The organism is Microbacterium sp. FG3, from assembly GCF_057809335.1.
The window spans coordinates 15,914-41,591 of the sequence record NZ_JBMDJT010000023.1; the positions used below are offsets into that span (position 1 = coordinate 15,914).

Sequence of the window (25,678 nt, forward strand, 5' to 3'; positions counted from 1 at the left end):
GCGCGTCAGAGCAGCTGGCGCCAGTTCGCCCGCGCGAGGTCGAGCAGCTCGTCGCCGCGGCCCGACATCACGGTGCGCAGCGCATACAGGGCGAAGCCGCCCACCTGCTTGGCCGTGACGTTCGGCGGCATCGACAGCTCCTGGCGCTCGGTGACGACGTCGAGCACGGCGGGGCCGTCGTGGGCGAGGAACTCGGCCACGGCATCCGGCAGCTCGTCCGAGCGCTCCACGCGGATGCCTCGGATGCCGAGCGCCGCGGCCACGTCGGCGAAGTTGGGGTTGCTCAGCCCGGTGCCGTAGGTGACGAAGCCCGCCGCCTTCATCTCGAGCTCGACGAAGTTGAGCGACGCGTTGTTGTAGACGACGGTCTTCACCGGCAGCTCGTTCTGCGTGAGCGTGATGAGCTCGCCGAGCATCATCGCGAGCCCGCCGTCGCCCGCGAGCGCGACCACCTGGCGGCCCGGCGCCGCCGTCTGCGCGCCGATGCCGTGCATCAGCGCGTTGGCCATCGAGCCGTGGCTGAACGATCCGATGAGGCGGCGCCGGCCGTTCATCGTGAGGTAGCGGGCCGCCCACACGGTGGGCGATCCCACATCGGCGGTGAAGACGGCGTCGTCCGCGGCGGCCTCGTCGATCAGCCGCGTGAGGTACTGCGGGTGGATCGGCTCCGATCCGCGCCGCGGCACGGCCAGCTCGTCGAGCTTGGCCCGCGTGCGCAGGTAGTGGTCGCGCGCGTCGTCGAGGTGCGAGCGATCGCGGCCCTCGGCCAGGCGCGGCACGAGCGCGGCGGCGGTCGCGCCGACATCGCCCACGAGCCCGAGATCGAGCGGGTGGCGCCTGCCCAGCTGCGAGCCGCGGATGTCGACCTGGATCGTCTTGGCGTGATCCGGATAGAACTGCGGGTACGGGAAGTCGGTGCCGAGCATGAGCACGGCGTCGGAGGCGTCCATGGCGCGGTAGCCCGAGGCGAAGCCGAGCAGGCCCGTCATGCCCACGTCGAAGGGGTTGTCGTACTCGATGTGCTCCTTGCCGCGCAGGGCGTGCACGATCGGCGCGTTCAGGCGATCCGCGAGCGCGATGACCTCGTCGTGGCTGCCTGCCGCGCCGGCGCCGGCGAGGATCGTGACGCGCTTGGCGGCGTTCAGCAGCTCGGCGGCCCGATCGAGTTCGGCGTCGCTCGGGACGACGGTGGGGTTCGCGCGCCGGATGACGGAGGTGCGGTTCGACACGGCGTCGGCGAGGGCGACGTCGCCGGGGATCACGACGACGGCGACGCCCTGCTCCTCGACGGCCGTGCGCATCGCGATCTCGAGCACGCGCGGCATCTGGGCGGGGTCGGCCACGTACTCCACGTACGAGCTGCACTCGCGGAACAGCTCCTGCGGGTGCGTCTCCTGAAAGTAGTTCGTGCCGATCTCGGACGTCGGGATGTGCGCCGCGATCGCGAGCACCGGCACGCGCGAGCGGTGGGCGTCGAAGAGACCGTTGATGAGGTGCAGGTTGCCGGGCCCGCACGATCCGGCCACGACGGCCAGTTCGCCCGTCAGCGCCGCGTCGGCGGCGGCGGCGAAGGCCGCTGACTCCTCGTGGCGCACATGCATCCACCGGATCGTGCCGTCCCGGCGCAGCGCGTCGGTGAATCCGTTGAGCGAATCGCCCGGGATGCCGTACACGCGCTCCACGCCGTTGGCGCGGAGGCTGGCGACGATGTTCTCTGCGACGGTGGTCATGCGGAAACCCCCCCCTGGTCGGCCTGCTTCGAGGATACTCCCGGGCGGATCGGGTGGCGCGGGGCGGTTTGGCGGCGCGGGGTCGAGCGTCAGGCGGTGTCGCCGTCGACGTAGACCCAGCGCCCGCCGCGCTGCGCGAAGCGGCTGCGCTCGGTCATCGCGCCCGTGCCGTGCGGTGTGCGATAGCGGGCGGTGAAGAGCACCTCGTCGCCCGCGGCTTCGTGGACCTCGAGCCCCGTCCATTCCGTGCCGTCGTCGAGGTCGAGCGCGGCCGGGCGCGTGCGCGGGTGCCACGTGCGCAGCAGGTAGTCGGCGTCACCCACGGCGAAGGCGCTGTACCGCGAGCGCATGAGCTGCTCGGGCGTCTGCGCATGCCGCGCCCCGGTGTGCAGCGCCCCGCAGCAGGACGGGTAGGGATCGCCGGATCCGCAGGGGCAGGCGCGCGCGAAGCTCACCGATCCAGCGTACGGCGATGCCCCGGGCCGGGAGGGTCCGGGGCATCGCCGGCGGTGCGGGCTCGCGCGTCAGGCGGCGCGGCCGCGGTCGAAGCCGGCGAGGAAGCCGCGCTCGAAGGCGCGGTGCGCCATCATCCGTCCGCGCCGAAAGGGGTGCTCCGGTGCGTCGGGCGCGTCGGGTGCGCCGAGGTGGCGGCCCCAGCGCGGGTGCGGGCGCCGGCCGCCGTGGCCGTGGCCCTGGTCGTGGCGGTGGTCGTGCTCGTGCTCGCGGTGGTGGCGATGCGGGCGCTCGGGCATCCCGTCCTCCTCGCTCCAGCCGAGCTCGCGGGCGATGGCCTCGAGCGTGCGCAGGGTCGTGTCGAGGTCCTCGGCCGGCGCCGCGCCGGCGACGCGGGCGCGGACGGCGGCGACCTTCTCGGCGAGGTGCTCTTTGGCGGCTCGGCCGGCCCCGGTGAGGGACCAGCCGCCGTCGTCGAGGGCGATCCAGCCCAGCCCCGCCAGGTGCGCGAAGAGCTCGGGGTGGTCGTCGATCGCCGGAACGCGCGCCGATCCGTCGATGCGGTTCAGGATGCGCCAGTGCCGGCGGTCGATGGGCTCGTCGGCGAAGGCGGCGTCGATCTCGCGCGAGACGAGGCGATCGACCGCCTTGAGCCAGAAGGCCAGCGGACGGTCGGGGTGGTCGGGGGTGTGCGTGTCGTGGGTGCTCATGGCAGATCCTTCCGGGATCAGGTTGGGAGTTTCATGTCACGTGGCATATGCATGCACTATGACATGCGTTTCAGTGCATGTCAAGTGGCATGTATCGTGGAGACGTGACTGCGCCCGATCCCGCTGACCAGATCGCCGCCGCGCTCGCGCGCCTGCGTGGGCTGCGTCCCGTCGCCGGCCGCCCCGGCCCCGACGGTGCGTCGCACGGGCCGCACGGGCACGGGCGCCGGCGCGGCCCGATGTCGTGGGGCGCCGTGACGCCCGACGACCTGGGCGACCTGCGCGAGGAGCTCGCCCGCCGCCGCGGCACGCGCCCCGAGGGTCCCGGTCCCGGGGGCCTCGGCCGCTCGGCCACGCGCGTGCGCATGCTCGAGGCGCTCTCGGACGCGGGCACGCCGCTCTCGGTCGGCGACCTTGCCGACCGGCTGCACATCGATCAGCCGCGCGCGAGCCGCGTCATCCAGACCGCCGTGCACCTGGGCCTGGCCCGCCGCGAGGCCGACCCCCGCGACGCGCGCCGCACCCTCATCGCCCTCACCGAGCACGGCGCGCACGCCGTCGCCGAGGCCCGCGGTGCCCGCGCCGACGCCGTGCAGCAGGCCCTCGAGGGCTTCACCCCGGCGGAGCGCGCCCAGCTCGCCGAGCTGCTCACCCGCCTCGCCGACGCCTGGCCCCGCCCCGGCCGCTGATCCGGCCCCGCCCTGGTTCGGGAAGAAGGCCCCGGGTCAGCGCAGCTGCTTGACCGGCAGGAGCAGCAGCAGGCCGACGAGGATGACGCCGACGATCGCGAGGATGCCGTAGGTCGATCCGAAGGCGGCGACGACGACCGTCCACGCGCCCGCGGCCATCCAGCTCGAGGCGCGGCCCGTCGTCGCGTAGAGGCCGAAGATCTCGCCCTCGCGCCCCGCGGGCGTCACGCGCGCGAGGAACGAGCGCGACGCGGCCTGCGCCGGGCCCACGAACGCGCAGAGCGCGAGGCCGCCGATCCAGAACACCACCGGCCCCAGATCCACGAGGAAGAACACGGCCAGGCCTGCGACCGTCATGGACCCGAGCGCCGCGATGATGACGCGCTTGGCGCCGAAGCGGTCGTCGAGCGGACCGGCGAGGATCGTCGAGACGCCGGCAATGAGGTTGGCGGCGACGCCGAAGATCACCATCTGCAGGAACTCGAAGCCGAACACGACCTGGCCGATGATCGCCCCGAAGGCGAAGACGCCGCCCAGGCCGTCGCGGAAGACGGCGCTGGAGAGCAGGAACCATCCCGTGTGGCGGGTCTCGGGGTTGCGGAAGAGGCCGGCGATGTCGTGCACGAGCAGCTTGTACGACGCGAAGAACCCGACCTTGCGCTCGGGGCGGCCGAGCGACGGCTCCGGCACGTTGCGGAAGATCGGGATCGAGAACACGATGGCCCACACGGCGCAGCCGACGGCGATGATCCGGAACGGCAGCCCCGTGTCCTCCGGCAGTCCGAACCAGTCGGACATGTAGAAGACGATGACGAGCACGAGCGCGACGATGCCGCCGAGGTAGCCGAAGCCCCACCCCAGGCCCGAGACGCGGCCGATCGTCTTCTGGTTCGCGATGCCGATGAGCATCGCGTTGGAGCTCACGGCCGCGATCTCGCCGAAGACCTGCCCGGCGGCGATGAGCGCCACCCCGAGCCAGAACAGGGCCGGCGTCGGCTCGACGAACCAGAGGCCGAGCATGCAGGCCACGAGCGCACCCGTGCCGATGCCGAGCCACAGCTTCTGCCGCCCGGCCGCATCGGCGCGCTGGCCGAGCACCGGCGCGATCGCGAGGATGAGCAGGCCGGCGATCGTGCCGGCGAGGCCGAAGCCCGATGCGAGGCCGTCGACCGCGCGCTCGCGGACCGGATCGTTCTCGGCCAGCGCCTGGACGTCGGCGGGCAGGAACACGTCGGTGGTCAGATACATCGACGCGAAGATGAACGTGAGCACGACGGTGTTGAAGGGCTGCGTCGCCCAGTCCCACAGCGCCCACGAGTAGATCTGCCTCTTCGGAGCCGTCTTGCCCTCGCGCAGGTCGAGGCCCATCACGCCGATCGCGCCGCTGTCGGCGGTGGCGGGCAGGTCGTCGGGGCGCGTTGTCGGGTCGCTCATGCGAGCGACCGTAGGGACGTCAGGTGAACGGTTGGTGCCGTGCGCATGGCGCTCACCCTAGCGCCGCGTGACCCCCGGGGGTCAGCCCGCGAACCCGCCCTCGTTCGCCGAGCCCGCGCCGGATCGCGCGCGGGTTGGTGGAGCGGGTGCGGGTTCGGCGGAGGATGGCCCGGCCAGCAGCGCCGCGCGCTCGGGGCGGCCGATGAGGCGGTACGCCTGGGCCCACACCTGCGGGTCGGCGATGGGCAGGCCCAGCCATTCGCCGGTCCGGCGCACGGGGAAGGGGACGAGTGTGTCGCCGTCCCACGCCGCGAAGCCCACGAGCACGTCGAGCTCGTGGTCGCCCGCGTCGACGACGAAGCGGGCGCGCGTGGCGAATGGGCGGCCTGCGCTCGGCGGCGCCGACCACGCGAGGCCGAGCGCGTCGAGGATGCCCGCGATCTCGTCCGCGTCGCCCTCGCATGTGATGTCCCAGTCGCGCACGCGATCCACGAGGCCCAGCGAGGCCAGCAGTGCGGATCCGCCGACCGCGACCGGGAGCCCTCGCTCCCGCAGGGCCGCGACGATCTGCAGCGCGGTGCCGACGGGCGGGTGGAGGATCGACGTCACCGTCCCATCCTGCCCGCTCGCAAAAGTTGAGCTGATTCATATCAACTTCATTTGACGCCCCTCGTGGCGCCGATCTATCCTTGAGTCAGCACGACTCAGATCCGTGCGAGGACTTCCTCAAGGCGGCAACACAAAGGAGACAACATGGCACGCGCTGTGGGCATCGACCTCGGAACGACCAACTCGGTCGTCGCGGTCCTCGAGGGTGGCGAGCCGAAGGTCATCGCCAACGCCGAGGGCTTCCGCACCACCCCCTCGGTGGTCGCGTTCACGAAGGACGGCGAGGTGCTGGTCGGTGAGACCGCCAAGCGCCAGGCCGTCACCAACGTCGACCGCACCATCGCGTCGGTCAAGCGCCACATGGGCACCGACTGGAAGACGCAGGCGATCGACGGCAAGGCGTACACGCCGCAGGAGATCAGCGCGCGCATCCTCATGAAGCTCAAGCGCGACGCCGAGCAGTACCTGGGCGACACGGTGACGGATGCCGTCATCACCGTTCCCGCGTACTTCAACGACGCCGAGCGCCAGGCCACGAAGGAGGCCGGCGAGATCGCGGGCCTCAACGTGCTCCGCATCATCAACGAGCCCACCGCCGCCGCCCTGGCCTACGGCCTCGACAAGGGCAAGGAGGACGAGCTCATCCTCGTCTTCGACCTCGGTGGCGGCACCTTCGACGTCTCGCTGCTCGAGGTGGGCAAGGACGACGACTTCTCGACCATCCAGGTGCGCGCCACGGCCGGTGACAACCGCCTCGGTGGCGACGACTGGGACCAGCGCATCGTCGACTTCCTGATCAAGCAGTTCAAGGACTCGACCGGCGTCGACGTCTCGGGCGACAAGATCGCGCTGCAGCGCCTCAAGGAGGCCGCGGAGCAGGCGAAGAAGGAGCTCTCGAGCTCGACCTCGACGAGCATCAACCTGCCCTATCTCTCGCTCACCGAGAACGGCCCCGTCTCGCTGTCGGAGACGATCACGCGTGCGAAGTTCGAGGATCTCACGAAGGACCTCCTCGAGCGCACGAAGAAGCCGTTCGACGACGTCATCCGCGAGGCCGGCATCAAGGTGTCGGACATCGCCCACGTCGTGCTCGTCGGCGGCTCGACCCGCATGCCCGCGGTCAGCGAGCTCGTCAAGCGCGAGACCGGCAAGGAGCCCAACAAGAGCGTGAACCCGGACGAGGTCGTCGCCGTCGGCGCGGCCCTGCAGGCCGGTGTCCTCAAGGGTGAGCGCAAGGACGTGCTGCTCATCGACGTGACCCCGCTGTCGCTCGGCATCGAGACCAAGGGCGGCATCATGACCAAGCTCATCGAGCGCAACACCGCCATCCCGACCAAGCGCAGCGAGACCTTCACCACGGCCGACGACAACCAGCCGTCCGTGGCGATCCAGGTCTTCCAGGGCGAGCGCGAGTTCACCCGCGACAACAAGCCGCTGGGCACCTTCGAGCTCACCGGCATCGCACCGGCCCCGCGCGGCGTGCCGCAGATCGAGGTCACGTTCGACATCGACGCCAACGGCATCGTGCACGTGTCCGCGAAGGACAAGGGCACCGGCAAGGAGCAGTCGATGACCATCACGGGCGGCTCGTCGCTGCCCAAGGAGGACATCGAGCGCATGGTGCGCGAGGCCGAGGAGCACGCGGCGGAGGACAAGAAGCGCCGCGAGGCCGCCGAGGTCCGCAACCAGGCCGAGACGCTCTCGTACTCGATCGAGAAGCTCATCCAGGAGAACGCCGACAAGCTGCCCGCCGACGTCAAGGAGTCGGTGCAGGCCGACGTCGACGCCCTCAAGGCGGCTCTCGCCGGTGAGGACGACGACGCCGTGAAGACCGCGTTCGACAAGCTCAACGAGAGCCAGGCCAAGCTGGGCGAGGCGATCTACGCGCAGTCGCAGGCGGATGCCGCCGCGGCGTCCTCGGAGGGCGCGCCGGCCGGCGAGCAGGCCGGCGGCGAGTCGGACGAGGACGTCATCGACGCCGAGGTCGTCGACGACGAGGACGAGAAGAAGTAACCATGGCGGACAAGGACTTCGACGAGAACGACGAGGTCCAGCCTGGCGCCGAGGGGCCGGAGGCGAGCGCTTCCGGCCCCGACGCGCAGGCGGACCAGAGCGCCGAGGGTGCCCCTGCGGACCAGGGCGCCCCGACGGGCGAGCCCGCCGAGGGAGACGAGTCGCTGACGGTGGACGACATCCTCGGCGCCGAGCAGACCGACGAGGCGGCCGAGGCCGAGCGCAGCGACTACGAGACGCAGCTGCAGCACGACCTCAAGCGCCTGCAGGCAGAGTACGCCAACTACCGTCGCCGCACGGAGGAGCAGCGCCAGCTCGAGATCGACCGGGCCAAGGGCTGGGTCGCCAAGAGTCTGCTCCCCGTGCTCGACGACCTCGACCGCGCCGCCAAGCACGGCGACCTCGAGGAGGGCAGCGCGTTTGCGCTCGTGGCCGAGAAGCTGCGCTCCGTCGCCGAGCGCATGGGGCTGGTGACCTACGGCGCGGCGGGTGACGCGTTCGACCCGCAGCAGCACGAGGCCGTGTTCCAGCAGCCCGTGCCGGGCACGACCGAGTCGACCATCCTCGAGGTGGTCGAGGTGGGCTACCGCCTGGGCGACGTGGAGCTGCGGCCGGCGAAGGTCGTGGTCGCCGTGCCGGCGGAGTAGGAGGCGCGCGTGGCCAGTCAGGACTGGTTCGACAAGGACTTCTACAAGGTCCTGGGGGTCTCGAAGGACGTCTCCGACGCCGAGCTCAAGAAGACGTACCGCAAGCTCGCGCGCCAGTACCACCCGGACTCCAATCCGGGCGACGCGGCGGCCGAGGCGAAGTTCAAGGAGATCAGCGAGGCGTACTCGGTGCTCTCCGACGCGGAGCAGCGCCGCGAGTACGACGAGATCCGCGCCATGGGATCCGGCGCGCGCTTCACGGCGGGCGGATCGGGTGCGGGCGGCTTCGAGGACGTCTTCAGCCGGTTCACGACGAATCGCGGATCGGCGGCCGACTTCGACGACATCTTCACGATGTTCAACCAGGGCCGCGGCACCGGCTTCGGCTCCGGCCGCTTCGGCCAGCCGACCGGCGGCTTCCAGGGATTCGGCGGCCCCACCAAGGGGCAGGATCTGCGCGCCCGCACGACGATCGACTTCGTCACGGCGGCGAAGGGCGAGACCGTGACGCTGCAGAGCGAGGACGGCAAGCCGTTCAAGATCAAGATCCCCGCCGGCGTGGCCGACGGGCAGAAGATCCGCCTGCGCGGCCGCGGCCGCCCGTCGCCGGACGGCGGCGAGAACGGCGACATCGTCGTGGAGGTCGCGGTGCGCCCGCATCCGGTCTTCACGCGCGAGGGCCTGAACCTGCGGGTGACCGTTCCCATCACCTTCACGGAGGCGGCGCTCGGCGCCACGATCGAGGTGCCCACCCTCGAGGGCGACGCCGTGCGGCTGCGCGTCACGCCGGGCACGCCGTCGGGCCGCGTGCTGCGGGTGAAGGGCCGGGGCATCGCGTCGAAGAAGGGCACGGGCGACCTGCTGGCCGAGGTGCAGGTGGTCGTTCCCGGGCACCTCTCCGAGGCGCAGCGCGAGGCGCTCGAGCGCTTCCACGAGGTCGGCCCGCGCGAGAACCCGCGCGACGATCTGCTCGCGCGGGCACGGGGCTGACGATGGATCGGGGATGAGGGCGGCAGGAAGAGCGAGGAGGGGGACGGATGAGCGACGCGTACGACATCGACGAGGACGCGCCGGTCTTCGCCATCGCCGTCGCCGCCGAGCTGGCCGGCATGCACCCGCAGACGCTGCGGCAGTACGACCGCATCGGCCTGGTGGTGCCGGGGCGCACGCGGGGCGGATCGCGGCGCTACTCGGCGCGCGACATCGCGCAGCTGCGCGAGGTCGCCCGGCTCGCGGGCGAGGGGATGAGCCTCGCCGCGATCGCCCGCGTGCTCGACCTCGAGGACGAGGTGCGCGACCTGCGCCGCCGCGTGCGCGACCTCGAGGACCGGCTGGAGGCCGAGCTGGCCTCGCGCCCCGGCGCGCGCGTGTTCGCGGCGGCGCCGGGCGGATCGGTCATCACGGTGAAGGCCGGCACGCGCGTGCGCCGCCGCGCCGAGCTCATGCTCTGGACGCCGCCCCCGCCGCAGTAGCGCGCCCGGTGCCGACCCGCCCCGGGCACCTGCGCGGCAATCCGCTGAGCCGGGGCATCATGGGGGGCATGAGCCCCCAGCTGTGGACACGCCTCGGAGAGACCGCCGCCGTCTGGCCGGGGCGGGAATGGCCGCTCGGGGCCACGTGGACGCCCGAGAGCACGAACTTCGCCGTCTACGCGCCCAACGCCACGCGCGTCGACCTGTGCCTGTTCGACGACGCCGACCGCGAGACGCGGCACGAGCTCACCGAGCAGACCCTCGGCATCTGGCACGGGGCGCTGCCCGACATCGCGCCGGGGCAGCGGTACGGCTACCGCGTGGACGGGCCGTGGGATCCGGAGAACGGGTACCGCTTCAACCCGCACAAGCTGCTGCTCGACCCGTACGGGCTCGCCACGAGCGGCACGATCCTCGCCGAGCAGCCGATCTTCGGCGCCCGCGAGGACGATCCGGCCGCGCGCGACGACACCGACTCGTCGGCCTACACGGCCCGCAGCGTCGTCGTCGATCCGTCGTTCGACTGGGAGGGCGACGAGCTGCTCGGCACCCGGTGGCGCGAGACGGTCGTCTACGAGCTGCACGTGAAGGGCTTCACGAAGCTGCACGACCGCGTGCCCGAGCCGCTGCGGGGCACGTACGCGGGCCTCGCGCAGCCGGCCGTCATCGAGTACCTGCGCGACCTCGGCGTGACCGCCGTCGAGCTGTTGCCCGTGCAGCAGTTCTTCTCCGAGCCCGCGCTGCTCGAGCGCGGCCTGAGCAACTACTGGGGCTACAACACGATCTCGTACTTCGCGCCCGACGCGTCGTACAGCTCGGCGGGGGACCGCGGCGGCCAGGTGACCGAGTTCAAGGGCATGGTCAAGGAGCTGCACCGGGCCGGCATCGAGGTCATCCTCGACGTCGTCTACAACCACACCGCCGAGGCGGGGCCGGACGGCCCGACGCTGTCGTTCCGCGGCCTGGACGACCGAGGCTTCTACAAGCGCGTCATCCCCGAGGAGGAGGGCGCCTTCGACGACACCTACTGGGACGTCACCGGCTGCGGCAACACGGTCGACGCGTGGAACCCGCTCGCGCTGCGACTCATCCTCGACTCGCTGCGCTACTGGGTCACCGAGATGCACGTCGACGGCTTCCGCTTCGACCTCATGAGCGCGCTCACCCGCACGGGCTACGACGTCGACTTCGCGTGCGCGCTGCTCATCGCGATCGATCAGGATCCGATTCTGCGGCACGTCAAGCTCATCGCCGAGCCGTGGGACGTGTCGATGGACGGCTACCTGGTGGGGCAGATGCCGTCGCCGTGGGCGGAGTGGAACGACCAGTACCGCGACACGATCCGGGACTGGTGGCGCGGGCAGGGCACGATCCGCAACGTGGCCACGCGGCTGGCCGGATCGAGCGACCTGTACGCGGACGACGGCCGCTCGGCGTCGAACTCGGTCAACTTCATCACGGCCCACGACGGCTTCACGGTGCGCGACCTCGTCACGTACGAGCACAAGCACAACGAGGCCAACGGCGAGGACAACCGGGACGGCACCGACAACAACCGCTCGCACAACTACGGCGTCGAGGGCGAGACGGATGACGCCGAGATCGTCGCGCTGCGGCGGCGGCAGGCGGCGAACCTCATGCTCACGCTCTGCCTGTCGAACGGCGTGCCGATGATCACGGCGGGCGACGAGCGAGGGCGCACGCAGGGCGGGAACAACAACGCCTACTGCCAGGACAACGAGATCTCGTGGGTGGACTGGAGCGCCGACAACGCGTGGCTCGACGTCTACGAGTTCACCAAGGCCGCGCTGCGCCTGCGCCGCGAGCACCCCGCGCTGCGGCAGCGGCACTGGTTCGAGGGCCAGCCCACGATCGTCGGCGGACCGCTGGATCTCGCCTGGTCGCACCCCGACGGGCGCGTGATGACCGACGAGGACTGGGGGAACGGAGCGCAGCGGGCGATCGGCATGTACGTCTCGGGCCGGCCGCTGCGCGAGCCCGGGCCGCACGGCGAGCAGCTCACCGACGCGTCGTTCCTGATCTGGTTCAACTCCGGCGCCGAGGCGATCGATGCGCGCATCATGCCGCAGCAGTGGGAGCCGGCCTTCCGGGTGGTGCTCTCCACCGATCCGGAGGTCGCCGAGGGCACGGTGTGCCACGCCGGCGAGGCGATCCCCGTCGGCCCGCGTTCGATCGTCGTGATGCAGTCGCTCGAGGACGGCTCGGACTGAGCCCCCGGCCCGCGTCGCGGACCGAGCACGCCCCCTACGCGAGCGCCGCGAGCCCCAGCTCGGTCGTCGTGGCGAGGAGCGGGTGGACCGGCACGATCCGCACGGTGTAGCCGAACGGGCCCGCACGGTCCAGCACGACCTCGCCCGTGAATGCCGCGCGGGAGCCCTCGAAGCGCTCGCCGAGCGTGAGCGGAACCACCCGCAGCGACGTCAGCTGATCGTCGCCCTCGGCCCGGCCGTGGATGAGCTGGACCTGCACGTCGTCGGGGGTGAGATCGCCCAGCGCGACGTCGGCGCGCACGCGCAGGGTGGCGCCCACCTCGGCCACCTCGTCGACGCCGCTGGACTCCACGTGCTCCACGCGCACGCCCGGCCAGGCCGCACGGACGCGGCCCTTCCACGCCGCGAGCTCGATCGCGCCCGCGTAGTCTGCGCCGAGCGCCCGCGCATTGCGCGCGGCCGGGGTGTAGAGCGCGTTGACGTAGTCACGCACCATCCGCGAGGCGAGCACCTTGGGGCCGAGCGACTCGAGGGTGTGCCGCATCATCTCCATCCACCGCACGGGGATGCCGGCGCCGTCGCGGTCGTAGAACCTCGGGGTGATCTCGCGCTCGAGCAGCTCGTACAGCGCGGCCGCCTCGAGGTCGTCGCGGTGATTGGGGTCGTCCACGCCGTCGGCCGAGGGGATCGCCCAGCCGTTCTCGCCGTCGAACCACTCGTCCCACCAGCCGTCGAGGATCGACAGGTTCAGGCCGCCGTTCAGGGCCGCCTTCATGCCGCTCGTGCCGCAGGCCTCGTAGGGGCGCAGCGGATTGTTCAGCCATACGTCGCAGCCGGGGTACAGCGCCTGTGCCATCTGGATCTCGTAGTCCGGCAGGAAGACGATGCGGTGGCGCACCTCGGGGTCGTCGGCGAAGCGCACCAGCTGCTGGATGAGGGCCTTGCCGCCGTCGTCGGCCGGGTGGGACTTGCCCGCGATGACGAGCTGGATCGGCCGCTCCGGGTCGAGCAGCAGGGCCTTCAGCCGCTCGGGGTCGCGCAGCATGAGCGTCAGGCGCTTGTACGAGGGGACTCGCCGGGCGAAGCCGATCGTGAGCACGTCGGGCGAGAGGGCGTCGTCGATCCAGGTGAGCTCGGCGTCGACAGCGCCGCGGTGCAGCCACGACGCGCGCAGCCGCTGCCGCGCGTCGATCACGAGGCGCTCGCGCATGCGGTGCTTGGCCGCCCAGATGCGCTCGAAGCCGATCTCGTTGAACGCCCGCGTGAGCGCGCCCTCCTCGCCATCGAGGTCGGCGCCGGACTCGTCGAACATGTCGAGGAACTCGCGCGCCACCCACGTGCGCGCGTGGACGCCGTTCGTGATCGACCCGATCGGCACCTCGGCCTCGTCGAAGTCCGGCCACAGGCCGTTGAACATCTCGCGGCTGACGTGGCCGTGCAGGGTCGAGACCCCGTTGGCGCGCTGGCCGAGCCGGAAGCCCATGACGGCCATGTTGAAGACGCCGGGGTCGCCGCCCTCGTAGTCCTCGGCGCCGAGTGCGAGCACCCGATCCGTCGGCACGCCCGGGAGCACGCCGCCGTCGGTGGCGAAGTACTGCTCGATGAGCGAGCGGGGGAACCGATCGATGCCCGCGGGCACCGGCGTGTGGGTCGTGAACACCGTCGACGCGCGCGACATCTCCAGCGCGTCGTCGAACGCGAGGCCCGGGGCGCCGTCCCCCACCGTCAGCTCGCGGATCCGCTCGAGGCCCTGGAACCCGGCGTGGCCCTCGTTGGTGTGATAGACCTCGGGCTCCGCGGCGCCCGTGATCCGGCAGTAGGCGCGGAGTGCCCGCACGCCGCCGACGCCGAGCAGCAGCTCCTGCCGCAGCCGGTGCTCGCCGCCCCCGCCGTACAGCCGGTCCGTGATGTCGGCGTAGTTCTGCGGGTTGCCGTCGACGTCGGTGTCGAGCATCAGCAGCGGCACCCGTCCGACCCGGGCGACCCAGATCCGCGCGCGCAGGTCGGGCCCGCCGGGCATGGCGAGCGAGACCGTGGCGATCGAGCCGTCCGCCTCCCGCAGGGGGCTGATCGGCAGCTCGTCCGGATCGAGCAGCGGATACGACTCCTGCTGCCACCCCTCGCGCGAGAGCGCCTGCGTGAAGTAGCCGTGCCGGTACAGCAGCCCGACGCCGATGATCGGCACGCCCAGGTCGCTCGCCGCCTTCAGGTGGTCGCCCGCGAGGATCCCGAGGCCGCCCGAGTACTGCGGGAGCGCCGCGGCGATGCCGAACTCGGGCGAGAAGTACGCGATCGCGCGCGGGCCGTCGCCGAGGTCTCGCTGATACCAGTGGTCGTCCGCCAGGTAGGCGCGCAGGTCGTCCCGCACGCGGGCGAGCCGCTCCAGGAACCCGTCGTCATGCGCCAGCTGCTCCAGCCGGGCGGGATCGACGCCCCCGAGCACCTCCACCGGATCCTGCGTGCGGCCCCACAGCTCGGCGTCGACGTGCGCGAACACGTCCTGCGTCTCGACGTGCCAGCACCAGCGCAGGTTGCCCGCCAGCTCGCCCAGCGCGGCAAGCGGCTCGGGCAGGACGGGCCGGACGGTGAATCGGCGGATCGCGCGCATGCGCCCACCGTAGCCCCGCGGCGATGCCGGTGGGTTGCCCCGTGGTGAACGGCGAGAATCCAACGGTGCGCTGAGAATCCACGGATGACTGGATTGTCGGCGCGCGGATGGATTCTCGGCGGTCGGGGACGCGCGGAAGGGGACGCGCGGGAGGGGAGGGTGGCCGCCGCGGAACCGATGTGGGAAGTTGGTGCCATGGTCGGACGCATCCCCGTGATCGAGGTCCATCCGGTCGTCCACGGGGGCGCGCGGCCCGCGAAGGCGGCGGTGGGGGAGCCGCTCCCCGTGCGCGCCACCGTGTTCCGCGAGGGGCACGACCAGCTCGGCGCCGAGGCGCTGCTCATCGGGCCGGACGGCGCGCGGCGGGCGCCCGTGCGCATGCGCGAGATCGCGACGGGCACCGACCGCTACGAGGCCTGGCTGACCCCGGACGAGCAGGGCGAGTGGTCCTTCGAGGTGCGGGCGTTCTCCGATCCGCTGGCCACCTGGACGCACGACGCGGCGCTGAAGATCCCCGCCGGCGTCGACGTCGACCTCATGTTCCTCGAGGCGCGGCTGCTGCTCGAGCGCATCCGCGCCGAGGGGCGGCTCTCGCCGGCCGATCGCGCCGCGCTGAAGGCCGCGCTCGCCGCCGCGACCGACGCCGACCGGCCGGCCGAGGCGCGGCTCGCGGTGCTGACCGGGCCCGAGACGCGGGCGCTGTTCGAGGACCACCCGCTGCGCGACCTCGTCACGGTCGAGGGCCCGTACCCGCTCTACGCCGATCGGCGCCGGGCGCTCACGGGCGCGTGGTACGAGTTCTTCCCGCGCTCCGAGGGCGCCCGTGTCGACCGGAAGACGAAGAAGGTCGTCAGCGGCACGTTCCGCACGGCCGCCAAGAGCCTCGACCGGGTCGCGGCCATGGGGTTCGACGTGCTCTACCTCCCGCCGATCCACCTGATCGGCGAGGTCAACCGCAAGGGGCCGAACAACACCCTCACGCCCGGCCCGGACGACCCGGGCTCGCCGTGGGCGATCGGGTCGCGCCACGGCGGGCACGACGCGATCCACCCGGACCTCGGCACCTTCGCCGACTTCGACCACTTCGTGAGGCGCGCGAAGCGGCTGGGGATCGAGGTCGCCCTCGACCTCGCGCTGCAGGCCGCGCCCGACCACCCGTGGGTGACGACGCATCCGCAGTTCTTCCGGCACCGCGCCGACGGCTCGATCGCGTACGCCGAGAACCCGCCGAAGAAGTACCAGGACATCTACCCGCTGTACTTCGACGACGATTTCGAGGGCGTGCTCGCCGAGGTGGAGCGAGTGCTGCGGGTCTGGATGGATCACGGGGTGCGGATCTTCCGCGTCGACAACCCCCACACCAAGCCCGTCGTGTTCTGGGAGCGGCTGCTGGGACGCATCCGCGAGACGGATCCGGACGTGATCTTCCTCAGCGAGGCGTTCACGCGCCCCGCCATGATGCGCACGCTCGGCGCCGTCGGCTTCCACCAGTCGTACACGTACTTCACGTGGCGCGTCGCGAAGGACGAGATCGAGGACTACCTGCGCGAGGTCTCGCGCGAGACCGACCACCTCATGCGCCCGAGCTTCTGGGTGAACACCCCCGACATCCTGCACGAGACGCTGCAGTACGGCGGGCCGGCGATGTTCGCCATCCGCGCGACGCTCGCCGCCATGGCGACGCCGTCGTGGGGCATGTACGCCGGGTACGAGCTGTTCGAGCACGTGGCCGTGCGGCCCGGCAGCGAGGAGTACCTCGACAGCGAGAAGTACCAGATCCGCATCCGCGACTGGGCGGGCGCCGAGGCCTCGGGCCGCACGCTCGCGCCGTACATCGCGCGGCTGAACGAGCTGCGCCGCGCGCACCCCGCGCTGCAGCTGCTGCGCAACCTCGTCGTGCATGCCACGGACGACGACCACGTCCTGTGCTTCTCGAAGACGCACGGGGACGACACGGTGATCGTCGTGCTCAACCTCGACCCGCACGGCGCGCGCGAGACGACCGTGCACCTCGACCTGGCCGCGGCCGGCCTGCCCGAGCGCTTCGTCGTGCACGACGAGCTGACCGGATCGGAGTGGGTATGGGGAGCGGACGCCTACGTGCGCCTCGACCCCGCGGGCGACGTCGCGCACATCCTCACGGTGAGGCCCGCGCCGTGACCGAGCCCGAGATCCTGCCGGTCGACACGGACGTGCTCGCGGCCGTCGCCGCCGGCGAGCACCCCGACCCGCACGCCGTGCTCGGGCCGCACCCCCATGAGGGCGGCGTGACGGTGCGCGTGCTGCGGCCGCTCGCCTCCGCCGTCACCGTGCGCTACCGCGCCCTGCCCACACGCCGGTTCCCCGACGGCCGCCACGAGATCGAGCTGCAGCACGAGTGGGGCGGGGTGTGGGTGGGCGTCATCCCGGGCGAGCCGGGGGTGGCCGAGGGCGACGTGCCGCCGTACACGGTCGTCGCCACCTACGGCGAGGGGCCGGATGCCGCCGTGCACGAGCGGGACGATCCGTACCGCTTCCTGCCCACGCTCGGCGAGGTCGACATCCACCTCATCGGCGAGGGGCGCCACGAGCGGCTGTGGGATGTGCTCGGCGCGCACGTGCGCACGTTCGACGGCCTGGGCGCGGCGCCCGATGTGACCGGCACCGCTTTTGCCGTGTGGGCGCCGCGGGCCGGCGCCGTGCGGGTGAAGGCCGACTTCAACGACTGGGACGGCCGCGCGCACCCGATGCGCCGGCTCGGCTCCAGCGGCATCTGGGAGCTGTTCGTGCCGGGTGTGGGCGCCGGCACCCGCTACAAGTACGAGATCCTCGGCGCCGACGGCCGCTGGCACGAGAAGGCCGATCCCATGGCGTCGTTCGCCGAGGTGCCGCCGCTGACGGCGTCGGTCGTCTTCGACTCGTCGTACGAATGGGGCGATGCCGACTGGATCGCGCGCCGCGCGGCCGAGGCGGGCCGCGGCCACACCGACCGCCCGATGTCGATCTACGAGGTGCACCTCGCGTCGTGGCGGCGCGAGCGCACCTACGCGCAGCTCGCCGACGAGCTCGTCGCCTACGTCACCGATCTCGCCTTCACCCACGTGGAGCTCATGCCCGTGATGCAGCATCCGTTCGGCGGATCGTGGGGCTATCACGTGACCGGCTACTACGCGCCCGACAGCCGCCTGGGCGATCCGGACGGGCTGCGCCTGCTGATCGACCGCCTGCACCAGGCCGGCGTGGGGGTCATCCTGGACTGGGTTCCCGGCCACTTCGCGACCGACGAGTGGGCCCTCGCGCGCTTCGACGGCGCGCCGCTGTACGAGGATCCGAATCCGCAGCGCGGCTGGCACCAGCAGTGGGGCTCGCACATCTTCGACTTCGGCAACCCGCCCGTGCGCAACTTCCTCTACGCCAACGCCGTGTACTGGCTGGAGGAGTTCCACGCCGACGGCCTGCGCGTGGACGGCGTCGCGTCGATGCTCTACCTCGACTACGCGCGCGAGCCGGGGCAGTGGACGCCCAACGTGCACGGCGGTCGCGAGAACCTCGAGGCCGTGCAGTTCCTGCAGGAGATGAACGCCACGGTCTACCGCCGCGTGCCCGGCGTCGTGACCATCGCCGAGGAGTCCACCGCGTGGCCGGGGGTGACGAAGCCGACCTCGACGGGCGGGCTGGGCTTCGGCTTCAAGTGGAACATGGGATGGATGCACGACACGCTCGCCTACATCGGGCGCGATCCCGTGCACCGCGTGCACCACCATCACGACATCACGTTCTCGCTCGCCTACGCGTGGAGCGAGAACTACGTGCTGCCGCTCTCGCACGACGAGGTCGTGCACGGCAAGGGATCGCTGCTGCGCAAGGCGCCGGGGGACCGGTGGCGCGAACTGGCCACGCTGCGCGCGTACCTGGCCTTCATGTGGGCCCACCCCGGCAAGCAGCTGCTGTTCATGGGCGGCGAGTTCGGGCAGGAGTCGGAGTGGGCCGAGTCGCGCGAACTCGACTGGTGGCTGCTCGACCTGCCCGACCACGCCGGCGTGCGGCAGACGGTGCGCGACCTCAACGCCCGCTACCGCGAGACGCCGGCGCTGTGGGCGCGCGACGCGGATCCCGCGGGCTTCGAGTGGCTCGTCGCCGACGACGCGGCGGCCAACGTGCTCGCCTTCGCCCGCCGGGACGGCGACGGATCGCTCCTCGTGTGCGCGAGCAACTTCTCGGCCGCGCCGCACGAGCGCTACCGCCTGCGCCTGCCCGAGGCGGGCGCGTGGGACGAGGTGCTCAACACCGACGCCGGGGTCTACGGCGGATCGGGCGTCGGCAACCTCGGGCGCATCGAGGCGCCGGAGGGGGGCGAGACCGAGCTGGCGCTGCCGCCGCTCGGGACCGTGTGGTTCCGGTTCGCCGGCTGAGCGGGCTGATCCGCGTCGGGTGTGCGCCCGCATCGAACCGGCGCACGAGAAAGGGCCGCCGCCATCCGAGGATGTGCGACGGCCCGCTCTCGCGCGTGGGGGTCAGGAGCGCGACCTGCTCCGGTTCCCGGTGATGAGGCCCCAGATCAGCAGGACCACGATGGAACCGCCGATCGCGAGCAGCCAGCTCTCCAGGCTCCAGAACTCCTCGAGTCCGACGCCGAAGATGGCGGTGCCGATCCAGCCGCCGACGAGCGCGCCGACGACACCGAGGATCAGCGTCATGATCCATCCGCCGCCCTGCTCGCCGGGCAGGATCGCCTTCGCGATGGCACCGGCGATGAGACCGAGGATGATGAAAGCGATGAAGCTCATGTGTCAGCTCCTTTCGTGCGGGCAGGGTTGCCCGATGCCTTCACGCTAGGGGTGCGCGCGGAACGCCACGAGAGGCTTGACAAACGCTGTGAGGCTTCGCCATTTCGCGGGCGCGCAGGGCGCGCGGGCCAGGGCGGGCTCGGCGCGGGCGACTCAGGCCGGGTCGAGGCGCAGCACGTTCGACTCGCCCAGCTGCACGTCGTCGACCAGCCGCAGCGAGCGGGCGAGATCGTCGACGGCGCCGAGCACGATGCCGAAGCGCGAGCGGTCGGGGCTCATCGCCGTGAGCGTGACGAGGTGCGTGCCGGTGTCCCACGTGTAGGTGACGGTCGGCGGCGCGTTCTCGCTCTGCGGCAGGTCGAGCACGAGTCGCTCGCCCGCGCCCAGGTGCGGGCTGTGGAACGGCTCGCCGTCGTCGTACTCCATGGGCATCATGGCCCTGGCCGCGCGCACCTGGGGCGTCAGCTCCTGCAGCTGCGCCGTCGCGACGAGCAGCTCGGGGTCCTCGCGCCACACCCATGCGAGCATCCGGCCCTCCATGCGGCGCATGATCACGGGCACGAACTGGCTCATCAGCCAGGGGCCGACCCGGCCGGAGGGGGTCTCGAGGCCGAGCTGGCGGCGCGAGGTGTCGACGAGCATACGGATCGCGGCCTTGCGATGGCGGCGCCCGCGCAGGCCCATGCTGCCCGTGACGGGGACCCAGAGGCGGTCGTCGGCTGTCGCGGTGAGACGCATGCCCTCAGCCTACGGTCGCCGCCTCCGCGGGCGCCGTGGGGCGGGCCCCCGTGGCGGATCCGCGAGAATCCACGCCCGCGCCGACAATCCTGGTGCGCATGCATTCTCGGCGCGGGGTTGGATTCTCGATCGCGGTGAGCGCGCAGGGGGCGCCGATACGCTTGAGCGGTGACCAACCCCGAACTGGCGCGCGCCGAGTCCCTGATCGCCGTGACCCCCGACTACCCCGAGCCCGGCGTGATGTTCCGCGACATCTCCCCGCTGCTCGCCGACGGCGCGGCGATGCGCGCCGTGGCGGACGAGCTGATCCGGCCGTTCGCCGGCACGTTCGACATCGTCGGCGGCATCGAGGCCCGCGGGTTCCTGCTCGCCGGGTACGTGTCGGCCCTCACGGGCGTCGGGATGCTGCCGATCCGCAAGGCGGGCAAGCTGCCCCGTCCGGCGGCCGCCGTCTCGTACGCGCTCGAGTACGGCACCGCCACGATCGAGGGCCCCGACGTGCTCGCCCCCGGCGCCCGCGTGCTGCTGCTCGACGACGTGCTCGCCACGGGCGGCACGCTCACCGCGGCGCAGGAGCTCGTGCGCGATCTCGGCGCCGTCGTCGCCGGGTCGGCCGTGATCCTGGAGCTCGAGGGCCTGAACGGGCGCGCGCACGCCGGCGAGGTGCACACCGTCTTCACCGCCTGACGCGGCATCGCACGCGGAACGGGCCGGCCTCCCTCGCGGGAGCCGGCCCGTTCTGCGTGGCGGCGGTCAGACGCCGAGCGCGGCGCGGATCGGATCGATCGTGAAGTACACGACGAACAGCAGCGACGACACCCACATGAGCCAGTGGATATCGCGCACCTTGCCCTGCGCGAGCTTCACGATGACGTAGGCGATGAAGCCCGCTCCGATGCCGTCGGCGATCGAGTAGGTGAACGGCATGATGGCGATGGTGAGGAACGCGGGGATCGCGATCTCCATCCTCGTCCAGTCGATGCCGGAGATCTGCGTCATCATCAGGAAGCCGACGATCACGAGCGCGGGCGCGGCGGCCTCGTAGGGCACGAGCTCCACGAGCGGCGACAGGAACGTCGCCAGCAGGAACGCGATGCCCGTGACGACCGACGCCAGACCCGTGCGCGCGCCCTCCGCGACACCGGAGGTCGACTCGACGTACGAGGTGTTCGACGAGACGGATCCCATGCCTCCGGCCATCGCGGCGATCGAGTCGACGATGAGGATGCGGCGGGTGTGGGGCGGGTTGCCCTTGGCGTCGAGCAGCTTCGCCTCGGCGCCGACGGCGACCATGGTGCCCATGGTGTCGAAGAAGTCGGCCAGCAGCAGCGTGAAGATGAGCAGGACGGCGGTGACGATGCCGATCCGCTCCCACGACCCGAGGATGTCGAACTGCCCGAGCAGCGAGAAGTCGGGCACGCTCGCGACGCCGGTGAAGGTGGGCGCGTGGTTCCAGCCGCCCGGGTTCTCGGCGGGGTCGGCCGCGCCGATGTTCAGAGTGTTCTCGAGGATCACCGCGAGCACGGTCGCGACGAGGATCGAGATGAGCAGCGCGCCGCGCACCTTGCGGACCCACAGCACGATCGCCAGGACGAGGCCGACGACGAAGACGAGGATCGGCCAGGTGCCGAGGTTGCCGAGCTGCACGATCGTCGCACCGGTCTCGACGAAGCCGGCGTTCGTGAGGCCGATGAGCGTGATGAACAGGCCGATGCCCACGCCGATGGCGACCTTCAGCTCGCGCGGCACGGCGTTGAAGACGGCCTCTCGGAAGCCCGTGAGCACGAGGACGAGGATGATCACGCCCTCGATCACCACGAGGCCCATCGCGTCGGCCCAGGTCACGTTCGGCAGGCCGGCGATCGAGAACGCGACGACGGCGTTCAGGCCGAGGCCGGCGGCGAGCGCCATGGGGTAGTTGGCGACGACGCCCATGAGGATCGTCATGACGCCCGCCACGAGCGCGGTCGTGGACGCGATCATGCCGATGTTCGGGGCGTCGCCGCCGCCGAGCATCTGGCCGGTGCCGTCGGGGACGGTGCCGAGGATGAGCGGGTTCAGGAACACGATGTAGCACATCGCGAAGAAGGTCACGAGGCCGCCGCGCACCTCGGTGCCGATGGTGGAGCCGCGCTCGGTGATCTTGAAGAAGCGGTCGAGCGCGCTCCGCGGGGCCCCCGCGCGCGTCGCCGTCGAAGTGTCGTTCGCCATGAGCGATATCCTTTCACGCCCGCGGTGTCCACCCCGGCCCGCAGAGGCGCGGACGGGCGTAGGCTGGAGGCATCCGATCCATTCGGGTGAATACAGCAGCGCGATCCGAAGCGCCGGCGGCCCGATGGACCGACGCAGAGGAGTATCGAATGGGATTCGAAGGCAAGGTCGCGATCGTCACGGGCGGCGGTTCGGGTATCGGAGAGGCGACCGCGAAGGAGCTCGCGGGCCTCGGCGTGAAGGTCGTCGTCACCGACATCAAGCTCGAGGCCGCCCAGCGCGTGGTCGACGAGATCGCCCAGGCCGGCGGCGAGGCCGCGGCGATCCAGGGCGACACGGCGAAGGCCGACGACAGCCGCAAGGCCGTCGAGTTCGCCGTGGAGACCTACGGCAAGCTCAACTACGCGTTCAACAACGCCGGCATCGGCGGGCCCTCGGCCCCGACCGGCGAGCTCGACCTCGACGGCTGGGACACCGTGGTGGGCATCAACCTGAGCGGCGTCGCCTACGGACTGCGCTACCAGATCCCGGCGATCCTCGAGGCGGGCGCGGGCGAGGGCGCCATCGTGAACATGGCGTCGATCCACGGCACCGTCGCGGCGCTCGGCAACTCGGCCTACACCGCCACGAAGCACGCCGTCGTGGGCCTCACCAAGAACGCCGCCGCGGAGTACGGCCCCGCGGGCCTGCGCATCAACGCGGTGGGCCCCGGCTACATCGACACGCCGCTGCTGGCCGGCGCCCCGGCCGAGGTCAAGGAGGGCCTCGTGGCGAAGCACCCGCTCGGGCGCCTCGGCCGCGCCGACGAGATCGCCAAGGTCGTGCGCTTCCTGCTCTCGGACGACGCCTCGTTCGTCACGGGCGCGTACTACCTGATCGACGGCGGCTACACGGCCGTCTGATCCCGCGCTCTCGAGGCCCTCGCTCCCGTTCAGGGGCGGGGGCCTCGGCGTTCTCAGGAGCGGATGACGACGTTGATCGGCTCCTCGCCGCGCGCCAGGCGCTCGGCCTGCGTCGCGACGAGCCGCGCGATCCGCGGATCCATGGCGGCGGAGCGGCCGCCCACGTGGGGCGCGATGATCGCGCCGGGCAGCGACCACAGCGGGTGGTCGGCGGGCAGCGGCTCGGGGTCGAACACGTCGCTGGCCATGCGCAGCCGGCCGCGGCGCAGGTGCGCCACGAGCGCGTCGGTGTCGACGGTCGGGCCGCGGCCGATGTTCACGACGAGCGCGCCGTGGGGGAGGGCGGAGAGTACCTCGTCGCCGATGAGGCGGTGCGTCTGCGGGCCGCCGGGCAGGGCGTTCACGAGGATGTCGGCCGTGCCGGCGAGCTCGGGCAGCTCGTCGATGCCGTGCACGTGCACGCCGTCCTCGTCGCGGGCGCGCGACGCGACGGGCACCACCTCGGCCTCGAAGGCCGCGATGCGCGCCGCGATGGCCTTGCCGACGCCGCCGTAGCCGAGCAGCAGCACGCGGCGGTCGGCGAGGCCGATGGTCGTCGAGGGCGCCCACTCGCCGCGGTCCTGCGCGCGCACGTAGTCGGCCAGGCCGCGCTGGGCCATGAGGATGAGGCCGAGGGTGAGCTCCGCGGTCGCGGTCTCGTGCACGCCAGAGGCGTTGGCGTAGACGAGCCCCTCGGGCAGCACGTCGGCCACGCCGTCGTACCCGATCGCCTGCCCCTGCACGAGGCGCGGCCGCAGCTCGCTCAGCGCGCGCAGGGTGGCGCCCTGGCGCATGTACGGCGGCACGACGATGTCGACGGGCCCGTCGGGGACCGACGCGTCGTCCTTCCAGACGACGACCTCGATCTCGAGGGACGGATCCAGCAGCGCCCGCACGTCGTCGGCGAGGCGTTCGGTCGGCACGGAGACGGTGAGAGCGGTCACCCGATCCACGCTACCGCGGCCGACCGGCGTCAGGCCGCGGCGGCGACCGTCGCGGCGACGGCGCTGGCGAAGAACCCCAGGCCGTCGACGCCCGAGCGCATGGCGGCGGGGGTGCCGGGGCCGAAGCCCGGCTCGACCGCGTGCTCGGGGTGCGGCATGAGGCCCACGACGTTCCCGGCCTCGTTCGTCACGCCCGCGATGTCGTTGAGCGATCCGTTGGGGTTCACGCCCAGGTAGCGGAAGGCCACGCGGCCCTCGCCCTCGATCCGCTTCAGCGTCTCGGCGTCGGCGATGTAGCCGCCGTCGGCGTTCTTGAGCGGGATGACGATCTCCTGGCCGGCCTGGAACGCGCTCGTCCACGCCGTGTCGGCGTTCTCCACCCGCAGGCGCTGGTCGCGGCGGATGAACTGCTGGTGGGCGTTGCGGATGAGGCCGCCGGGCAGCAGGTGCGCCTCGACGAGCATCTGGAAGCCGTTGCAGATGCCGAGCACGGGCATGCCCTTCGCGGCGGCGTCCTTGACCTCGGCCATGATCGGCGCGTGGGCCGCGATGGCGCCGGCGCGCAGGTAGTCGCCGTACGAGAAGCCGCCCGGCAGGATCACGGCGTCGACGCCGTCGAGGTCGTGCGATCCGTGCCAGAGCGCGACGGGCTCGGCGCCGGCGACGCGCACTGCGCGCCGGGCGTCGCCGTCGTCGAGCGAGCCGGGGAAGGTGATGACGCCGATCCGCGCGGTCATTCGGCGACCTTCACGCTCACGACGTCCTCGATGACCGCGTTCGACAGGATCTCGTCGGCGACCTGACGCGCCTCGGCGAGCACCTCGTCGGTGACCTCGCCCTCCACGGTCAGCTCGATGCGCTTGCCGATGCGGACGTTCTGGAACGCGCCGTGCCCGAGGCGGGCGAGCGATCCGGTGACCGCCTTGCCCTGCGGATCCAGCAGCTCGGCCTTGGGCATGACGTCGACGACGATGGTGGGCATGTTCGAGCCTTAGGGGTCGAGGGCGGGGTACCCCACGATTCTACGGGTGCCGATACCATGCGCTTCATGTACGCCGTCGTGGGCCTGGCCGTGTTGGCGCTTTTCGTCGTGACGCTCATCGACGTGCTGCGGCGGGACGAGACGGGCGTGCGCCTGCTGCCGAAGGTGGCGTGGGTGTTCGTCGTGATCCTCATCCCGCTGATCGGCAGCGTGCTGTGGTGGGCGCTCGGGCGCGAGCCGGCTTCACCCCGCGTCACCTCCACGCGCTTCCCCGAGCACATGGCCACGCCCGTCCTGCCGGGCGAGCCCCGCTCGACCGAGCAGCAGCTCGCGGACCTCGAGTGCGAGGAGCGCGAGGCGGCGCTGCGCGCCGAGCTCGCGCGTCGTCGCCGCGAGAAGGGCCTCGACCCGGCGTGACGCCGGCCCGGTGCCCTTGACACCGTGGGAGCGCTCCCATAGTGTCTCGGGCAGACGGCGTGGGAGCGCTCCCACGCCGTCTG

Annotated in this window: 23 protein-coding genes; 11 read left to right on the plus strand and 12 right to left on the minus strand. The window is 71.9% G+C overall.

From position 1 onward, the window contains the following. Positions 1–5 precede the first annotated feature (5 nt). The 3 genes from poxB to ACODR5_RS08960 form a co-directional block, all read right to left on the minus strand. Positions 6–1,730, minus strand: a complete 1,725-nt coding sequence (poxB, locus tag ACODR5_RS08950; RefSeq protein WP_488983385.1) for a ubiquinone-dependent pyruvate dehydrogenase — start codon at positions 1,728–1,730, stop codon at positions 6–8. A gap of 89 nt (positions 1,731–1,819) precedes the next feature. Continuing rightward, positions 1,820–2,185, minus strand: coding sequence for a YchJ family protein (locus ACODR5_RS08955; protein WP_230809588.1), 366 nt, complete (start codon positions 2,183–2,185; stop codon positions 1,820–1,822). A gap of 69 nt (positions 2,186–2,254) precedes the next feature. After that, a complete protein-coding gene (locus tag ACODR5_RS08960; RefSeq protein WP_488983386.1) occupies positions 2,255–2,893 on the minus strand; it encodes a hypothetical protein in 639 nt (212 codons plus the stop codon). A gap of 104 nt (positions 2,894–2,997) precedes the next feature. On the opposite strand from ACODR5_RS08960, the gene ACODR5_RS08965 reads away from it, so the two are divergent. Continuing rightward, a complete protein-coding gene (locus ACODR5_RS08965) occupies positions 2,998–3,582 on the plus strand; it encodes a MarR family winged helix-turn-helix transcriptional regulator (RefSeq protein ID WP_488983387.1) in 585 nt (194 codons plus the stop codon). A gap of 36 nt (positions 3,583–3,618) precedes the next feature. Here the strand turns inward: ACODR5_RS08965 and ACODR5_RS08970 are convergent, their stop codons facing one another. Together ACODR5_RS08970 and ACODR5_RS08975 are read right to left on the minus strand one after the other, a co-directional pair. Beyond that, positions 3,619–5,016 (minus strand): MFS transporter, encoded by a 1,398-nt coding sequence (locus ACODR5_RS08970; RefSeq protein WP_488983388.1) that lies wholly within the window; start codon positions 5,014–5,016, stop codon positions 3,619–3,621. Positions 5,017–5,097: 81 nt separating this feature from the next. Next, the gene (locus tag ACODR5_RS08975; RefSeq protein WP_488983389.1) at positions 5,098–5,625 is read right to left on the minus strand and encodes a hypothetical protein; all 528 of its coding nucleotides are present in this window, start codon (positions 5,623–5,625) and stop codon (positions 5,098–5,100) included. Between the two features lie 144 nt (positions 5,626–5,769). On the opposite strand from ACODR5_RS08975, the gene dnaK reads away from it, so the two are divergent. The 5 genes from dnaK to glgX all read left to right on the plus strand — a co-directional run bounded on the left by dnaK (position 5,770) and on the right by glgX (position 11,988). Then, positions 5,770–7,638, plus strand: coding sequence for a molecular chaperone DnaK (gene dnaK, locus ACODR5_RS08980; protein ID WP_488983390.1), 1,869 nt, complete (start codon positions 5,770–5,772; stop codon positions 7,636–7,638). A 2-nt stretch (positions 7,639–7,640) separates the two neighbouring features. After that, positions 7,641–8,285: a nucleotide exchange factor GrpE gene (locus tag ACODR5_RS08985; protein ID WP_488983391.1), complete on the plus strand. Its 645-nt coding sequence runs from the start codon at positions 7,641–7,643 to the stop codon at positions 8,283–8,285. Between the two features lie 9 nt (positions 8,286–8,294). Beyond that, positions 8,295–9,275, plus strand: coding sequence for a DnaJ C-terminal domain-containing protein (locus ACODR5_RS08990; RefSeq protein WP_449855055.1), 981 nt, complete (start codon positions 8,295–8,297; stop codon positions 9,273–9,275). A gap of 47 nt (positions 9,276–9,322) precedes the next feature. Beyond that, complete coding sequence (locus ACODR5_RS08995) at positions 9,323–9,757, plus strand: heat shock protein transcriptional repressor HspR (protein WP_488983392.1); 435 nt, start codon at positions 9,323–9,325, stop codon at positions 9,755–9,757. Between the two features lie 68 nt (positions 9,758–9,825). Next, a complete protein-coding gene (gene glgX / locus ACODR5_RS09000; protein ID WP_488983393.1) occupies positions 9,826–11,988 on the plus strand; it encodes a glycogen debranching protein GlgX in 2,163 nt (720 codons plus the stop codon). 34 nt (positions 11,989–12,022) lie between these two features. Here the strand turns inward: glgX and glgP are convergent, their stop codons facing one another. After that, a complete protein-coding gene (gene glgP, locus ACODR5_RS09005) occupies positions 12,023–14,596 on the minus strand; it encodes an alpha-glucan family phosphorylase (RefSeq protein WP_460815673.1) in 2,574 nt (857 codons plus the stop codon). A gap of 195 nt (positions 14,597–14,791) precedes the next feature. Between glgP and ACODR5_RS09010 the strand changes: the two genes are divergently transcribed. Both ACODR5_RS09010 and glgB read left to right on the plus strand, forming a co-directional pair. Beyond that, positions 14,792–16,756 carry an alpha-1,4-glucan--maltose-1-phosphate maltosyltransferase gene (locus ACODR5_RS09010; RefSeq protein WP_488983394.1) on the plus strand — a complete coding sequence of 655 codons (1,965 nt, stop codon included), beginning with the start codon at positions 14,792–14,794 and terminating at the stop codon, positions 16,754–16,756. Beyond that, the gene (gene glgB / locus ACODR5_RS09015; protein ID WP_488983395.1) at positions 16,753–18,987 is read left to right on the plus strand and encodes a 1,4-alpha-glucan branching protein GlgB; all 2,235 of its coding nucleotides are present in this window, start codon (positions 16,753–16,755) and stop codon (positions 18,985–18,987) included. Before ACODR5_RS09010 ends, glgB begins: the two co-directional genes overlap by 4 nt. 102 nt (positions 18,988–19,089) lie before the next feature. Here glgB and ACODR5_RS09020 read toward each other — a convergent pair whose 3' ends face one another. Both ACODR5_RS09020 and ACODR5_RS09025 read right to left on the minus strand, forming a co-directional pair. Then, on the minus strand, positions 19,090–19,362 hold the full coding sequence (locus ACODR5_RS09020) for a GlsB/YeaQ/YmgE family stress response membrane protein (RefSeq protein ID WP_261166854.1): 273 nt from the start codon (positions 19,360–19,362) through the stop codon (positions 19,090–19,092). Positions 19,363–19,515: 153 nt separating this feature from the next. Continuing rightward, positions 19,516–20,100, minus strand: a complete 585-nt coding sequence (locus ACODR5_RS09025; protein WP_488983396.1) for a hypothetical protein — start codon at positions 20,098–20,100, stop codon at positions 19,516–19,518. A 168-nt stretch (positions 20,101–20,268) separates the two neighbouring features. On the opposite strand from ACODR5_RS09025, the gene ACODR5_RS09030 reads away from it, so the two are divergent. Then, positions 20,269–20,787 carry an adenine phosphoribosyltransferase gene (locus ACODR5_RS09030; protein WP_488983397.1) on the plus strand — a complete coding sequence of 173 codons (519 nt, stop codon included), beginning with the start codon at positions 20,269–20,271 and terminating at the stop codon, positions 20,785–20,787. A 66-nt stretch (positions 20,788–20,853) separates the two neighbouring features. Here the strand turns inward: ACODR5_RS09030 and ACODR5_RS09035 are convergent, their stop codons facing one another. Next, complete coding sequence (locus tag ACODR5_RS09035; protein WP_488983398.1) at positions 20,854–22,311, minus strand: NCS2 family permease; 1,458 nt, start codon at positions 22,309–22,311, stop codon at positions 20,854–20,856. A 149-nt stretch (positions 22,312–22,460) separates the two neighbouring features. Here ACODR5_RS09035 and ACODR5_RS09040 point away from each other — a divergent pair, with 149 nt between their 5' ends. Then, a complete protein-coding gene (locus ACODR5_RS09040) occupies positions 22,461–23,213 on the plus strand; it encodes an SDR family NAD(P)-dependent oxidoreductase (protein WP_488983399.1) in 753 nt (250 codons plus the stop codon). 53 nt (positions 23,214–23,266) lie between these two features. Here the strand turns inward: ACODR5_RS09040 and ACODR5_RS09045 are convergent, their stop codons facing one another. From ACODR5_RS09045 to purS, 3 genes are read right to left on the minus strand one after another with little or no spacing between them, the layout of a single operon-like run. Beyond that, complete coding sequence (locus ACODR5_RS09045) at positions 23,267–24,196, minus strand: 2-hydroxyacid dehydrogenase (RefSeq protein WP_449855046.1); 930 nt, start codon at positions 24,194–24,196, stop codon at positions 23,267–23,269. Positions 24,197–24,225: 29 nt separating this feature from the next. Continuing rightward, entirely contained in the window at positions 24,226–24,933 is a 708-nt protein-coding gene (purQ, locus tag ACODR5_RS09050; protein WP_488983400.1) for a phosphoribosylformylglycinamidine synthase subunit PurQ, read from the minus strand. After that, on the minus strand, positions 24,930–25,178 hold the full coding sequence (gene purS, locus ACODR5_RS09055; protein ID WP_449855044.1) for a phosphoribosylformylglycinamidine synthase subunit PurS: 249 nt from the start codon (positions 25,176–25,178) through the stop codon (positions 24,930–24,932). Before purS ends, purQ begins: the two co-directional genes overlap by 4 nt. A gap of 66 nt (positions 25,179–25,244) precedes the next feature. Between purS and ACODR5_RS09060 the strand changes: the two genes are divergently transcribed. After that, positions 25,245–25,595, plus strand: coding sequence for a PLD nuclease N-terminal domain-containing protein (locus ACODR5_RS09060; protein WP_488983401.1), 351 nt, complete (start codon positions 25,245–25,247; stop codon positions 25,593–25,595). The last annotated feature ends 83 nt before the right edge of the window (positions 25,596–25,678 follow it).